This is a genomic window from Cerasicoccus frondis (assembly GCA_031296915.1).
Taxonomy (GTDB): Bacteria; Verrucomicrobiota; Verrucomicrobiia; order Opitutales; family Cerasicoccaceae; genus Cerasicoccus; species Cerasicoccus frondis.
This window is the reverse complement of the sequence record JAVDPC010000003.1, coordinates 247515-262110: the sequence shown is the minus strand read 5'-3', so window position 1 is coordinate 262110 and position 14596 is coordinate 247515. Positions and strand designations below refer to the sequence as shown.

Genomic DNA, 14596 nt, shown 5'->3' with positions numbered 1-14596 from the left:
GAGTTGACTGACAACAACCCCACAGGCCAACCAGTGCAGGTCGTTATCCAACATCCCAATTTAGCAATATGCGCGATGAGCAGCTGCTCGGCTACAACCCACTTCTTTCAAGAAGCAAACATTAGATAGGTATGGATGCGATCACCATGCTATGCGCTGCCGATTCAGCGCTGATTGAATCTCGCGCGCAAGCGTAAGGCAATCGTTACTTCTCAATCATGCTTTCATCGACGATGCGATTGTCGCTATACTTCACGCCTTCGACGTCATTACCAGCAAACTCGACCGGCGAAACTTTCCGGGGCTGACGGGGCGCTCCCTCATTGACGGACCTCATGGCGCCTCTTTCGGGGGCCATTTATCGATGCCTGCCCAGGGAACTGGCGATTCCTGCCCGAGGAACTGGCAACTCCTAACCGAGGAACTGGCAGATCCTCGGCGAGGAATTGACGCTGTCCTGATCGGCCGAGTGGAAATCCGTTCTGACGAAGGAGGCAATTCGATGGCGACTTAACGCTTATCTACTCGATAGACTAGCTTGTGCGACGCTCCAGCTCTGGCAAACGCTCGCGCACCAATTCCAACCAACGAGTTGCTGCGGGTGACAGCGTGTTATTGCGCCGCCAAATCAAGCCTAGCTTCCAACGAAGATCCTTGTCCACGATGAGTGGAGTTCGCACGGACAGGTTGTTGCGCGATTCAATCACCAGACGCGGAAGCACGGAAACGCCCAGCCCCGCCGAGACCAGTGCAATGATGAAATCCGCATGCGCGCCCCGAGCAGCAACGTCCAGCTCGACACCCCGCTTTCGGCAAATTTTCTCGAGTATCGCGTTCAGCACGAAGCCCCGTTCAAACAAGATGAATGGGCTCTTTGTGAGCTGGGTGAATTTGATCGTTTTCCGTTCAGCCAAAGAGTGACCAGGCGGCAAGAGCGCCGCCAATGGCTCATCGATCACCTGCTGCCATTCCAAGTCATCCGGAATGGGGGCCAGCGTAGCGCCCATTTCAATTTCCCCACTGCGAACCTGCTCTTCAAGGTCACGGCTGCCATGCTCGCGCAGCTCGATTTCGATACCCGGATAGCGGCGGCGATACTCAGCAACCAAGGGCGCAAACAAAATACTGCTGCCCAAAAGTGGGACGCCCAACCGCAGACGACCCGTCTCGAGCCCCTGCAGCTCAGCCAGCTCGGCGTTTAGGCGCTCCCGCTCAGCTAGCATGACTTTGGCGCGTTTAAAGACCAGTTCGCCGGCATCGGTCATCCGCACCCCTTCCTTGTGCCGATCGAGTAAGCGCGCCCCGCAATCATACTCCAGTTGGCTGATTACCTTACTCGCCGTTGGCTGTGTCATATTCATGGTTTTCGCCGCCGCTGAAAAGCTTCCCTGGTTCACCACCTCGACTAAACACTCTAAATGTCGCAACTCCATACTCATTCCTTTTAGGCATGTTTTGTATTCAATCAATTCATTTTCGGAATTCTTAGAAACATGCTACAATGCGCGAACATGGACCCAACCAATCCAGCAAAAGCATCAACCTGTCACTTAAGCTTTTCGACTCGGCAACTGCTCCAAGTCGCGGCGTTGATTGCATTTTGGTGCTTGTCCCAACACCTTGCAGCATGGCTGCACCTGCCCATTCCAGGCAGTCTCCTGGGACTCATCCTCCTCTGGTTCATGCTGGAGCGCAAAATTCTTCCCTTGGATTGGCTGGAGCATGGCGCGGATGGGTTGCTGAATCACCTCATGCTATTTTTTGTGCCAGCCATGTTGGCGCTGGTTGATCATCCGGAGCTACTCAGTCCGCTGGGTCTCAAGCTCGTGGCGGCGGTCGTCATCAGCACGATCATCGTCATGGTCGGCACCGCCTGCGTAGTAGAACTCGGTTTCCGCATCCGCCATGTCGCCGCTTGCTAAAGCTGTCTTTTGGTGTGTCGGCACTCTGGTCACTTACCTGGCGGCTCGGCGACTACATGGTAAGTTTCAACAATGGTGGAGTTCTCCGATGTTAATCACCTGGCTCGTTTGCGGCGCTTCAATTATCGCGCTCCGGGCATCCTATCATGACTACTTGCAGGGGACGCACTGGCTGGTCTGGCTACTAGGCCCCGCGACCGTCGCCTTTGCCATCCCGATTCACCGTCAGCGAGAAACGATAAGGCAGCATTGGCCACTGATAGGCATTGGGGTCATTGCTGGCAGTCTATTGGCGATAACCAGCTCATGGGGGCTCGCTTCAGCATTTAACCTAAGTCCGGAGTTACGCGCCAGCCTGCTCCCCCGCTCCATCACCACCCCTTTGGCAATGGATGTTTCCTCCCGCCTGGGTGGCATCCCGGAGCTCACCGCCGTATTCACCGCGCTGACCGGGCTCTTCGGAGCCGCCGTTGGCGAAATCGTGTTAAGCCACCTGCCCGTACAGTCCGTCTTCGCACGAGGCGCATTGTTTGGCATGGGCGCCCATGGAGCGGGAGTCGCCAAAGCAACCGAACTCGGGACTGAGGAAGGCGTTATCGCCAGTCTGATCATGATCTTCTCAGGTTTGTTTACGGTGATCATCGCCGCGCTGGTTAGCATCATTTAACAAGCCGTCGAAGCATCACCAGTCGGGCCTCACGCATTTCCGGAAGCCTGGGTCAAGCGTGAAACCGTCGCCGAGTGCAGCCTGGTCATTCGGCTACTGCGTTCCATGCAAACAGTCTCGCAACATCTTCTGAAAATCAGCCTGATGCTTCATCGATCCAAATTGGCTAAGGTGGTCTTCATCGGTGTAGAGAAGTTGTTCTCCTTCGATGAAATGCAATCCTCCGTCACGCTCATGGTATTCTTCAAGAGACACAAAATAGCAATTCGAATTAGCAGACGCAAAGTCTGCCAGCATTTGATTCACCCGCTTGCGAGTCTCCTTGCTCCACTTATGCTCATCCGTCCTTCTCCAAAGCGGTAGATCAAATGAAGTATCATGAAAACCGGCATCACCAAAAGGCAGAATTGGCGGCTGACCTACAATGATGACGTTCGAATCCTTCAGAACAGCAAAAAGCGCATCTAAATGCCTCTTAAAGCCCTTTTCCTGATGACGATAGAGCTCTGCTTCCCAACGCCCACCGAGGAAAATCACACGCGGTTGATATATCTCTACAAATGCAATACGCGCTTCATCAAATTCCAACCGCTGTGTTGGAGTCCAACCAGAAAAATAGTATGTTGACGGATTGCTGTCCGGTTCGACCAAGAAAGGCGATGTCGCGCCAAGCGCTCCATAATAGGCAAAGGTCAAGTCTTCAGCTTGGGTCGCCGCTCGAATGGCAGGAAAATTCATCATAGCGTGGCTGTCTCCCAACAACAACACGTCGAGACGCTCACCATCATCTATATCATTGAGCAACAAGCCCTGCAGGTAGTCGCCATAATGTCCTTCAAACATCACCGACTCGTAGATTTGCGGACTCAAATCAAGGTTGTATGCAATTACCGGAATCTCACATGGGCGTCCATCCCGCTTTAAAGTAAACGGCAATATCAGGGAAATACACATCACTGACGCCATCACGCCAGCCGTCACAGCGAATGGTCGATTGGCCAGAAAACGGTTTCGTTGCTCTATGAGCAGGTAAGAAATAGTAGCAAGAACCAGCGATAGCGCAAAGATCATCAGCGGGTTAAAATCATCGACCGTTTTGCTGATAACGATCAACGGCCAGTGCCAGAGATAGAGCGAGTAGGATATTTCGCCAATAAACACGATTGGCGACAGCGAGAGGAACTTGCCAGCCACTCCCATCTGAGGACTGGATGCATAAATAATAAGCATCGCGCCGCTCGTAGCCAAGCTGTCAAGTCAGTATCAAAACAGTGTGGTGTCAGTGAAGTTCATTCGATAAGTGCTGGACCGTACCGAGGGTCAGGTTTGCGTCAGAGGTCCACTTATATTGTTTTGGCTGTTCGTTATATTTTTGATAAATACTTCGATTGTATCTCTGAGCGATTTGAGACTGTTGGACGAAGCTCTGCGCATCTGTTTGTAGGTAATATGATGCCGAAGAATCGTTAAGCCACGAACTTGTATATAGGCGTGAAGTGAACGTGCCAATGAGACGTTTTGCCAACTAGGCACTTACTTTTGAGACTTTATACGTGACGTAGTTGCCCATGATGAGATGCATCTGGTATGGGCCTTCATTGGTGCGTTCCAGCAGCGACTTTTCCACTTCGCGCAGGAAGACCAAGAACTCACCGCGTGAGCGCATACGTCCGCTTCCTCAGCTATGGTCTTGTTGTCATAGCCCTCATGCATCCGCATCAGCACACGAGCACGATGCGATTAGTCCTGAGGCAAATTGCGGCGACGAAGAAGACTATGAAGATACTCAAGCTCCTCTACCTTTAGATCAATCTTTGTTACATTGCGTCCCCGAGTTTCCATAATAAGCAGTATGGCAAAGGGCGCAGAAAATTTACCGTTTATTCTGTAAATCGCTTTACAGACACCACACTAGCGCGCCTGTAGGCGCACTTTGCCAAGATCGACTTTGCGTGATTCGTCCATGACAAAGGTTACGTGCTTCAACGGCACGTCTTCATCGGCCTGCACGAGAATGTTAGGTTTTTCTTCCTGCTTGGCGGCCTCAGTGAAGGCGACCTTGATCTCTTCCTGGGTCGCTATTTCGTTGTTTAAAAAGAATTCGCCCTCGGTCGTTATGCCGATGACAATTTGGTCTACCTCGCCGCTCTTGCCCGCCGTTTCCATTTTGGGCGGGGTGATGTTGAGCACGTTCAAGTTGCGAAACTGCATCGTCATAAGGAAGAAGAAAATGAGCACGATCAACACGTCGATCAACGGCACGATGTTGATCTCAGCTTTGCGGCGTGGACGGAGGCGTTTCATGGGAGAAAGGAAAAAGATTAAAGTGTCAGAGTGATGATATGGAAAGTGTTGAGGAAGAAAGCTGCTCGGTGCTTTTTCCTTTAATCTTTTTCCTTTAAACTTTCTGAGCTTTAGCGAGGTCCACCATTCGCTCGACGCCGACGAAGATTTGCGCGGTTAAGAGGTCGACGCGACGATTCAAATAACTGGCGCCCACGAGGGCGGGAATCGCGATGGACAGGCCTAGCATAGTGGTGGTCAGCGCCATGGCGATGCCTTGCATGAATTGGGTCGGGTCGGGCATGCCGGAACTGGGGTCGATGCCGCTGAAGACGTCGATGAGGCCGGTTACCGTGCCGAGTAGGCCGAGGAGCGGCGCGGCGCCGACTACGATGTCGAGAATGAACATGCCGCGTTCGAGGCGGGCGGTTTCCAGAGAGGCGAAGGCCTTGAGCGCCTCGGGGTCTGGTCGGTTAAGCTGATAGAAGAAAAGAATGCGGCCTGCGGTAGACTCGTGGTCGCCTTCGAGCTCCAGCACGTCGCCTTTCACAAAGCTGTCGACGATCGATTTCGGCAAAATTTTCGAGCTGCGCAGCGCGACCAAGCGTTCTGCGAGAATGAAAATCATCAAAATCGAACAGAGGGCCAGCGGATAGAGAAACCATCCTGCTCCTACCAAAATGTTGTCCATGGCTTAGGGAGATTGGCCCTCAGGCGCTAGCTAGCAACGTTTTATTTAGCAGAAAGTGCTGATGTGGCGGGTTGGCAGTGCATTCCGAGCTTTCGTTATATTTTTGGCTTGGGCGCGGCGGGGCCGTGGCTAATGTGCCCAAATGCGCCCAACCGAGTCCGGCAATTCAACCCAAACCAGACCTTGAACCTCCCAAACCTGCTTAGCCTTTCCCGCATCGCGTTCCTTTTCCTGATCGCGGCGCTGCTGTTTGCGGAATTTAAAGGCGCGGTGCTGGTGTCGCTGGTCTTGTTCATCATTGCAGCGCTCACTGACTGGGCGGATGGCTACGTGGCGCGCCGTTTCAAGATGATCACCGATTTCGGCAAGCTGATGGATGCGCTCGCGGACAAGGTGCTCATGGTTGGCTTGTTCGTGATACTCGTGTCCATTCCAGGCTTTCTGCCGCATTGGAGCATTTTCCTGATCCTGATCATCATCAGCCGCGAATTTTTGATCACCGGTCTGCGCCTGGTGGCGGCAAGCCGAGGTGTGGTGCTCGCGGCCGAAAAGGGCGGCAAGATCAAGACCGTCTTTCAAATCCTGGCTGCTTCGGTCCTCCTGCTCGCTTTGTCGCTTGAGCAGGATTTTAGCGTCGATGGCGGGGTCGTGACGACGCTCTTCTGGGTCGGCATGGCGCTTTTCATTGTTGCGACCGGGCTGACGCTTCAGTCTGGCGCGACCTACATGACCAAATACTGGTTTTTGTTCAAGCCGCCCGAGGGCGATGATACCACGGTAAAATAGATGAACCCGGAAAAGTGGCATCCCTGGACGGCTCTTCTGCCGAGTCCGGTCATTAACAACGTCGCGACCCTCGGCAAGCTTGGCTACCTGGGCAAAGCGCCAGGCACGAATGGCTCTGTCGCTGGCGTACTGTTATATACGGTCGTGTTTTTCCCGCTGCACCCGTTTTTCTATCTATTGATGCTGGCGCTGTGGATCTACCTTTCGATCGCCTTTTGCGGTGAAGCGGAAAATCGCCTGTTTAAGCGTGATCCAGGCGAAGTAATTCTCGATGAAGTAGTGGCCTTGCCCGTGTGTTTTCTGGGTTTAAAGGGAGCCATTATCGCTTTCGGCGGCTGGGCCTGGTTGATCCTGCTCGCAGGTTTCGGGCTCTTTCGCCTGTTTGATATTGTGAAGCCATTCGGCATTAAGAAGTTGCAAAGCTTGCCGGGTGGACTCGGCGTAGTCGTGGATGACTTGGCCGCTGGCTTGGCGACCTGCGTTTGCCTGCATGTGCTGGTGCGGTTAACTGCGTCGTATTTCGTCTAATTTCTCATTATGAAACGCCCAATCACCATCTCTGTCGTTGCCGCTCTCGCGTTGTTATCCGGCTGTTCCAGCATGGAAAACAGCGAGGAGGAGTTAGATTACTCCACGCAAATGAAAGCCCAGCAAGCTGAGCGGGAAGCCGAAGAAAGAGCGATTCAGACGTCTGGCTTCCGCAATTATCACGAAGAACCTGCACAGGTCCGTTTTTAGCAGTTATGCCTTCGGAGCCAGCTTGGCGCTGAGGGAAAATGAAAAATAGTATTCGTAGCGCGCCAGCGTTGTTTCTCGTTCGCTCATGGGCTTACAAGCCCGCTTCGCTCCTCGCGCCTTGTAGGACAGGAAAAATCACTGCGGCCTAATCGGCCAAGTTAGATGAAAAGTGGTCTCCAGCCATGCGAAGCACTTGACGCCTTCCTCGGCTTTTAAGGCTCTTACCGACCGTCTGCTTCCGCCTCTGCCTCAATGCGCTCGATGTACTCGCTGACGTTGCAGGTCAGCAAACGGCTGCCCTTGGGGCTGATTTCCAGCACCTTTGTCACCACGGGGTCGAGGAAATCGCGGTCGTGGCTCACGAGAATCATCGTGCCCGGGAAGAGCTTGATCGCGTCCTGAAGCACTTCCTTACTGCGTATATCCAGGTGGTTCGTCGGCTCGTCGAGAATGATGAAGTTCGCGGGTTTCATCAGCATCTTGGCGAGAGCCACGCGGTTGCGCTCACCACCGGAAAGCACGCTGATCGACTTCTGCTGCTCCTGCCCACTGAAGAGCATGGCGCCAAGCGCAGCACGCGGATTCGCATCCGGGTTCGTGGCGTGGTCAATGGCCTTTTCGACCTCTTCCTGCACGGTGTTTTTCGGGTCAAGTTCCTCGGCCTGTTGCTGCGCGAAGTAACCCGTAACGGTGTTCACGCCACGGTCGATTTCGCCGGATTCAATCGGCTCCACACCGGCGAGGATACGCGCCAGGGTGGACTTACCGGCGCCGTTCACGCCGACGACGGCAATGCGGTCGCCGCGGTCAATACGGAGGCTCAAGCCCTTGAAGACTTGGATGTCGCCGTAGGACTTAAAGATGTCGTGAATTTCGACCACCTTCTGGCTCGCGGCTGGCGGCTCGGGGAAGCGGAAGAACATCTTCTTCTCCTCGCGCTCGACTTCGACGCGCTCGATCTTATCGAGCTGCTTCAGGCGGCTTTGCACCATGCTCGCCTTCTTCTGGTTAGAACGAAAGCGGTTGATGAATTCCTTCTGACGGGCGATGTCCTTCTTCTGGTTGTCGGCCTTCTTGCGCTGCGTGGCGAGACGCTGGGCGGACTGTTCCATGTAAAAATCGTAATTGCCCTTGTAAGTATTCAGGTTGCCGAACTTGAGCTCGTAGGTGTGGTTCGTGACGGCGTTCAAGAACGCCTTATCGTGCGAAATCACCATCAGCGCGCCGTGGTAGCCGATCAGGTATTTTTCGAGCCAATTTTGCGAAATGATGTCCAGGTGGTTCGTCGGTTCGTCCAGCAGCAGGAGCGAGGGCTTTTTGAGCAACAGCTTGGCCAACGCGATGCGCATTTGCCAACCACCGGAAAACTCGTCGGTCTGGCGGGCCATGTCAGACATCGAAAAACCTAGGCCCTGCAGGATGCGCTCGATCTGCGACTTCATCTTGGCTGGCTCGGCTTCTTCGAGCTGTTGCTCCCACTCGCCGATGGCGTCGATCAAGTCGTAGTAAGCCGGGTCCTCGGTGTCCATCGTGTACATCTGCTCTTCGGCTTCGCTGATCTTGTCCTGCAGCTTGAGTACGTCGGCAAACGCCGTTTCGACCTCCTCGTAAAGCGTCTTGCCCTTGGCCTCGATGCCGTCTTGCGGCAGGTAGCCCAGGGAAACGTAACCGGGCTTTTCTATCTCGCCGCCGTCGATTTCCGTCTGACCAAAGAGCACCTTGATAAACGTGGATTTGCCCGAACCGTTCACCCCGACCAAAGCAATGCGGTCGCGGGTTCCGATGGTGGCGTTAACTTCGTTAAAAATGACTTTCTCGCCGTATGCGAGTTTGAGATCGTTGAGGACAATCATGGCTGATGCTTTTCGATTTGGAGCAAGCAGACTGCCAACTTTACGGCGCTTGGCCAGCATGGATTTTCAGGAAGTTGGATTCATGAGCGCATCTGGAAATCATTCGCAGACACTATGAATCGACCAGGATCGGCATCTGCTCACGATGCGCGGCGAGTGGCAAGGACTCACCGCCTGCTTCCGCCAACTAGCGTGCAAACTGTATTACTGTCGCGCGCCGCTCGCTACCCGGCTCACCGTTTTCAGCAATATCGTTGAGCGCGAGCAGGACCTTGCGAACAATCATGATGTCCTCCCGTCCGTAGAAAAACGTCTGCTGAAAGGCGCCGCGCAGCAGTTGCTCAAAGGACCAAATGCGGGTGATCAAGCGGAGCTTGCCATGTTCATCGACCCGTAGCGTATCCGGCCACGGGCGCGAAACCAGCGTGCGAAAAGCGCACGTCAGATAATCAATGCACTCCTCGGCGGTATGCGGGTCATTGATGCCGGGCGAGAGTGCGCGAATCGCGATTTCTTCCATTTGCCTGATAGGAAACAATACATCCTGCTCGTGCGTGGGAAAGGTGCCGATGATAAACGTGGCTAGCAAGTGCTCACGCGCATCATCGTGTAACGGGCGGCGACAGCGCACCCGCGCCAGTGTCTGCCCCTTTTTGATGAATGCTCCCGGCAGACAACAAAGCTCAAGCAGCAAATCATGCTGTTTGACGAGACGCATGATCTCCGACTCACGCACCAGTTGCAGGTAGCCGGAGCGCTCCCAAGTCAGCTCGATCAGCCCGTCCGCCGGACCGTCCTCCAATTGGGCATGCGCATCGTCCAGCGAAAGCTCATTTGAAGACGGCTCAGCGACATCTTCTGGAAATAGCTCAGCGACAGACTCGTTCAAGTCGGAGTAAACCCGGCGCATGATCGACTGTACCTGGATCGAAGAAGCCACGTGTTGCACGAAGTAAATCATTAGCCCAATGCAAGTCAGTGAAAACAACACCGCGAACAAGACGGAGATGTTCGGCACAAAACTACTATCACCCGAACTCACGTTTTTCAACGTAATGATATTGTAGATGAAGCACCCACAAAACGCGCCAATCACAAATTGGCTGGGGCGGTCCTCAATGAAGTTTTTTACCAGCCGCGGCCCGTATTGCTGCGAAGCCAGCGTAAGCACCACAACCATCGTGGAAAGCAATACCCCCGTCACGGTGATGATCGAGCCTGAGATCGTCGAGAGCATAGTCCGTGCGCCTTCAGGCGTTTGCATAAACCAGGCAAGCTTCTCGCCGGAATTGAAATCGATGGCGTGATCGAGCGCATTAATGCCGACAGCGGCAAAGATCGCCGCCCCAGCCATGAGCGCCGGTATGAACCAGAACGATTGTAGAATGCGAAGCCAGAGTGCCGGGAGCGGAAAATTCATGCCTATTGCACACAGTCTAGCCATGTTTTTACCGTTGTCGAGGCGCTGCCGATTTTCCCAGTCAGAATCCCCCCCAATGAAAGGCCCGCATTAGCGAATCAATGCGGGCCAATGCCGTTGTCTACCCGTTCGGTAGTCCGGAAAGTGAATCTAGAAGCTTGCGCCAAACTGCACCCCCAGCACGGTGGCGTTCCCGATGTTACCTGTCCCGCCCGGGTTGATCACATATTGTAAGTCGGGCTGAATGTAGGCCGCGTCGGTCACGGCGATCCGATAGCCGATTTCGAACACCATTTCGTTGTCCACGCTACTGCCGCCGCCCGCAACGAGCGAGTCCGAGTAGTCGTCGCTAAACTGACCGTAGGTAAAGAACGTCACGAGGCGGTCATCCGGGCGATCAGGCAACAAACCCTTATAGTGAGCGCCAAAGCTCGACTGAATCGGCACAATCGCCACCTCTTCCTGGTCAGTGTAGGCGAAGGTCAGGAATAGCGTCAGCCCTTCATCCCGATCTGGCGATTCACGATAGACTTGGTAATCCACACCGCCATAAAAGCGGGTAAATTCGTCGGTCGTGTTTGTGCTGCCAAACTGCGGCATATCGAAAGCAAAGGTCTGGTTCAGCCCCACAAACAAACGGAACGGCTTGCCGTCCAGCTCTGGCGTCCAGTCGTATTGCGCAAAGATCGAAACGCCGTCGCCGCTGTCGATGCTGAAGTCGACGCCGTGGTGGCTCGGATCCCACATTTCCTGAGTCAGTTGGAAAAGACCCAATCGAAAGGTGTGCTCGTCGTCCACTATACCCTGTACGCGACCGCCCCAAACAGCGAACGGATACGAGGTCATCACGCCATCAAACAGCACCGCGCGGATCTGACCGTTGACGGCGTTGTTCAGCGAATAGCTGTAAAACGGTGAGCCAACGAAGTCGTCCGTCGCGGTCATCCGGCCCGCTTTAAACGACAAGTCCCCGTCGAAGAAAGTTTTCTCCGCCGTCACGTTATAGAGAAAAATCGTCTGCCCGCCCACGAGTTGCATGACGCTGTATTGGCTGCCGACTGCGGGCGTGATATCGCTGCCGTGACGATAAATGCCCGACACATCGATGGTCCAATCTTTCCAGTCGGCGATTTTCTCCATATCAAACTGCACGCCAGCAAATGCATCACCCGCATAGTTGGATTCACTGCGGATGCCTCCAGCAACGTTGGACGCAAAGATCGCGTTGTAGTATCCAAAAAGCTCAACGCCATCGTTGGCTAATTCGGTACGAACCCCTCCCCAGTTTCCAGTCAAATGGTCGTGGTATTGATACGGCTCGTAGTCTTCATAAGCATTGAGGGGCAACGTCGAGAAAGCAGCAAAAGTGGCTACATAAAAAGCACATGTAAACGTTTTCATTTCAGGGTATTTTTTAAGAGTTAAGTGGGGTTAGTGTGCGCAGATAAAAGAAGCACTACGCGTAAGGATTTAAGCCACAGTCGCCTTGCCAACAGGCTCGGGATTCGCGGCGCGTATCGGACGCTTTGCGATGCAAAGTGCAAGTGTCGACACCGCCGTGCCCGCAACAATTGCAGCGAGGTATGCGGCAACGTGGTTGATCGCATTTGGGATCAGGAGCACGAAGATACCGCCGTGCGGTACCATCAGCTGACAGCCGAGATACATCGACAAGCCGCCCGTTACCGCCGCGCCGAGCACCATGCAGGGAATCACGCGCAGGGGGTCCGCCGCCGCGTAGGGAATCGCGCCTTCGGTGATGAAAGACAAGCCGAGCAGACCCGTCGCTTTCGAGGCTTCACGCTCTTCCTTGGAAAAGCGATCACGGACAATGTTTGCAGCGAGCGCACAGGCCATTGGGGGCACCATGCCGGCCGCCATCACCGCTGCCATCGGACCATAAATTTCCGCCGATAGCAGGCCAATCGAGAACGTGTAAGCCGCCTTATTGACCGGCCCGCCCATGTCGAAGGCCATCATGCCGCCTAGGATCAAGCCCATGGTCAGCGCACTGCCCTGCTGCATGCCGCCCAGCCAAGCAGACATCGTTTCGAGGATCACTTTTACCGGCGGCCCGATCACGTAAATCATCGACAGGCCGACGATCAACGAGCTCAACAACGGCAAGACCAGCACCGGCTTTACGCCTTCCAAACTCTCTGGAAGCTTAATGCTTTTATTGAGCCACAACGCGAGGTAACCGGCAAAGAAACCCGCGGCCAAGCCACCCAGAAAACCCGAGCCCACTTGCACCGCGAGCATCCCGCCCACAAGACCCGGCGTCAGCCCCGGCCGGTCGGCGATGGAAAAGGCAATGTAGCCCGCGAGGATCGGAATGAACAATGCAAAGGCCGACGAGCCGCCAATCTGCATCAGCGCCCAACCCAGCGTGCCTTCATCGTCACCCGCGTAAACGCCGCCGATCGCAAAGGCCAAGGCGATAGATAAACCACCTGCCACCACGAGCGGCAGCATATGCGAAACGCCCGTCATCAAATGCTTGTAGGCGCCCTTGCGCGGCTTGCGCGCCGGCGCCTTTGCGCTCGAACTTTGCGATGCAGAGTATTCCAATGCGAGCGCTTCTTTGATGAGCCCAACGCTATCTTTGATCGCGGCCTTGGTGCCGGTTTCAAGCAGACGCTTGCCAGCGAAACGCGCGGTTTCCACGTTGGCGTCGGCAGCGACAATTACCGCATCAGCACGCGCAATTTCTTCTTCGCTCAATTCGTTTTTCGCGCCGACAGAACCGCGCGTTTCGACCTTCATTTCGTAGCCGAGTTCTTTGGCCGCGCGAAGCAATGCCTCGGCCGCCATGAAGGTGTGCGCAATGCCGGTCGGGCAAGATGTCACGCCGACTAAAAACTTTTTCGCTGATGCCTGAGCTGGAGCCGCGTCTTTAACCGGCGCCGCTGCGCGGGCATGGGAAGGAGCTGCTTTGCGCAAAACTTGAGCAGTCTCGCGGGCAAGATTTGCCAGACTCACAGTGGTCAGCGGGATGCCGAGGTCTGCGCTGATTTCAGGGCTGTAAGGCGCGGCAAGCACCACGGCAGACGGGCGCTCGGATTGCTCGGCGAAGACTTCCGCCGGGTCGCGCTCATCGAACACCACGGTGACGTTGAGCTCGTTTTGCACAGCTTCGGATTCGACAGCAGCCGCCGCCAATCGGGCGACCGGAGATTTCTCCGAAGATTGCAGGATAACCAGGATTGAATTCATGAGGTAAGGAGTTGGGGTTGAGTGTTTGTGATTAATTAAAAACTTGGGCGGCCTTGGATTCAAAGGCCGTCAACGGCTGCACGCTGATGAGGCGCATTTGCTCCTCTAGCTCATCGTGAGACGGCAAGCGCGGCGTCAACGACTCCAGGCGATTCCAGGCAAACACGGTTGCCAGGCGCGCACAGTCGGCGGGTGATGCGTTGGCCATGAGGCCCTTTAAAAATCCAGCGAGCAGCGAGTCGCCTGCGCCCACGGTGCTGACAACTTTGGCTTGCGGCGCACTGGCCATAAGGCGTGCGCCCGGCGTGAGGAACAAGGCGCCCTCCCCGCCCATCGAGACGACGAGGTTCGGGATTTTCGAACGCTGCAGTTCCTGCGCTGCGTCCATTGCTTCGCGGTAGTTGCTCAAGTCGGCGTTTAAATATTCCGCCAGCTCATCGCGGTTGGGCTTGGCAAGATCGACGCCTTCATCGAGCGCCACACGCAGGGCTTCGCCACTGGTGTCCACCGCGATGCGACTGCCGGCGCTGCGGAGTTCCTTGATGATTTCGCGGACGTATTCCGGCTCAACACCGGGCGGCAAACTACCGGCCAGAACAAACCAGCGACCTGCCAGTGCAATCTTCCGCAAACGGTCGAGCAAGCGGTCTTGATGCGCTTGATCAATGGTCGGCCCAGGCAGGTTCAGGTCGGTATTTTCATCGGCCTGCGTGTCGACAATTTTGATGCCAGTGCGAGTCACCCCGTGCACGCGAATAAAATGGTCGTGCAGACGATGCTTGCGAAAATGAGATTCGAAAATATCGACGTTCGCGAGGCCGATAAAACCCGTCACCGCGGCGACGGTTCCACTGAGTGAAAGCATCGTCGCGACGTTGACGCCCTTCCCGCCCGCTTGCAAATGCGACTCCGAGGCGCGGTTGACCTGCCCCACTTGCAAGTCGCGCACGAAGACGGTTTGGTCGATCGCCGGGTTGAGCGTGATGGTGGTGATGTCTGATAAATCCATGGTCGAGTAAT

General features: G+C 55.0%; 16 protein-coding genes. 5 read left to right on the top strand and 11 right to left on the bottom strand.

What is annotated here, in order from left to right; genetic code table 11:
* Positions 1-205: 205 nt before the first annotated feature.
* Positions 206-358 (bottom strand): hypothetical protein, encoded by a 153-nt coding sequence (locus RBB63_RS03860; protein WP_309381275.1) that lies wholly within the window; start codon positions 356-358, stop codon positions 206-208.
* Between the two features lie 175 nt (positions 359-533).
* On the bottom strand, positions 534-1433 hold the full coding sequence (locus RBB63_RS03855) for a LysR family transcriptional regulator (RefSeq protein WP_309381273.1): 900 nt from the start codon (positions 1431-1433) through the stop codon (positions 534-536).
* 78 nt (positions 1434-1511) lie between these two features.
* On the opposite strand from RBB63_RS03855, the gene RBB63_RS03850 reads away from it, so the two are divergent.
* Complete coding sequence (locus RBB63_RS03850; protein ID WP_309381271.1) at positions 1512-1922, top strand: CidA/LrgA family protein; 411 nt, start codon at positions 1512-1514, stop codon at positions 1920-1922.
* Positions 1906-2589 (top strand): LrgB family protein, encoded by a 684-nt coding sequence (locus RBB63_RS03845; protein WP_309381269.1) that lies wholly within the window; start codon positions 1906-1908, stop codon positions 2587-2589. The genes RBB63_RS03850 and RBB63_RS03845 overlap by 17 nt, the downstream gene beginning before the upstream one ends.
* 93 nt (positions 2590-2682) lie before the next feature.
* On the opposite strand, the gene RBB63_RS03840 is transcribed toward RBB63_RS03845, so the two are convergent.
* From RBB63_RS03840 to RBB63_RS03825, 4 genes are all read right to left on the bottom strand, one after another.
* Entirely contained in the window at positions 2683-3819 is a 1137-nt protein-coding gene (locus RBB63_RS03840) for an acyltransferase family protein (protein WP_309381267.1), read from the bottom strand.
* 295 nt (positions 3820-4114) lie between these two features.
* Positions 4115-4255 carry a hypothetical protein gene (locus RBB63_RS03835; RefSeq protein WP_309381265.1) on the bottom strand — a complete coding sequence of 47 codons (141 nt, stop codon included), beginning with the start codon at positions 4253-4255 and terminating at the stop codon, positions 4115-4117.
* Positions 4256-4500: 245 nt separating this feature from the next.
* Entirely contained in the window at positions 4501-4893 is a 393-nt protein-coding gene (locus RBB63_RS03830; protein ID WP_309381263.1) for an ExbD/TolR family protein, read from the bottom strand.
* Positions 4894-4987: 94 nt separating this feature from the next.
* Positions 4988-5563, bottom strand: a complete 576-nt coding sequence (locus RBB63_RS03825; RefSeq protein WP_309381261.1) for a MotA/TolQ/ExbB proton channel family protein — start codon at positions 5561-5563, stop codon at positions 4988-4990.
* 183 nt (positions 5564-5746) lie between these two features.
* Between RBB63_RS03825 and pgsA the strand changes: the two genes are divergently transcribed.
* Genes pgsA through RBB63_RS03810 form a run of 3 tightly spaced genes read left to right on the top strand, consistent with a single transcriptional unit; the run spans position 5747 to position 7087 of the window.
* Positions 5747-6349 (top strand): CDP-diacylglycerol--glycerol-3-phosphate 3-phosphatidyltransferase, encoded by a 603-nt coding sequence (gene pgsA, locus RBB63_RS03820; RefSeq protein ID WP_309381259.1) that lies wholly within the window; start codon positions 5747-5749, stop codon positions 6347-6349.
* On the top strand, positions 6350-6877 hold the full coding sequence (locus RBB63_RS03815; protein WP_309381258.1) for a phosphatidylglycerophosphatase A family protein: 528 nt from the start codon (positions 6350-6352) through the stop codon (positions 6875-6877).
* Positions 6878-6886: 9 nt separating this feature from the next.
* Positions 6887-7087, top strand: a complete 201-nt coding sequence (locus tag RBB63_RS03810; protein ID WP_309381256.1) for a hypothetical protein — start codon at positions 6887-6889, stop codon at positions 7085-7087.
* Between the two features lie 221 nt (positions 7088-7308).
* Here RBB63_RS03810 and RBB63_RS03805 read toward each other — a convergent pair whose 3' ends face one another.
* From RBB63_RS03805 to pfkB, 5 genes are all read right to left on the bottom strand, one after another.
* Positions 7309-8940, bottom strand: coding sequence for an ABC-F family ATP-binding cassette domain-containing protein (locus tag RBB63_RS03805; RefSeq protein ID WP_309381254.1), 1632 nt, complete (start codon positions 8938-8940; stop codon positions 7309-7311).
* 187 nt (positions 8941-9127) lie between these two features.
* Positions 9128-10360 (bottom strand): DUF2254 domain-containing protein, encoded by a 1233-nt coding sequence (locus RBB63_RS03800; protein WP_309381252.1) that lies wholly within the window; start codon positions 10358-10360, stop codon positions 9128-9130.
* Positions 10361-10510: 150 nt separating this feature from the next.
* On the bottom strand, positions 10511-11761 hold the full coding sequence (locus RBB63_RS03795) for a carbohydrate porin (protein ID WP_309381250.1): 1251 nt from the start codon (positions 11759-11761) through the stop codon (positions 10511-10513).
* A gap of 69 nt (positions 11762-11830) precedes the next feature.
* Positions 11831-13576, bottom strand: a complete 1746-nt coding sequence (locus RBB63_RS03790; RefSeq protein ID WP_309381248.1) for a fructose-specific PTS transporter subunit EIIC — start codon at positions 13574-13576, stop codon at positions 11831-11833.
* A 31-nt stretch (positions 13577-13607) separates the two neighbouring features.
* Positions 13608-14585 carry a 1-phosphofructokinase gene (gene pfkB / locus RBB63_RS03785; protein ID WP_309381246.1) on the bottom strand — a complete coding sequence of 326 codons (978 nt, stop codon included), beginning with the start codon at positions 14583-14585 and terminating at the stop codon, positions 13608-13610.
* Positions 14586-14596: the final 11 nt, after the last annotated feature.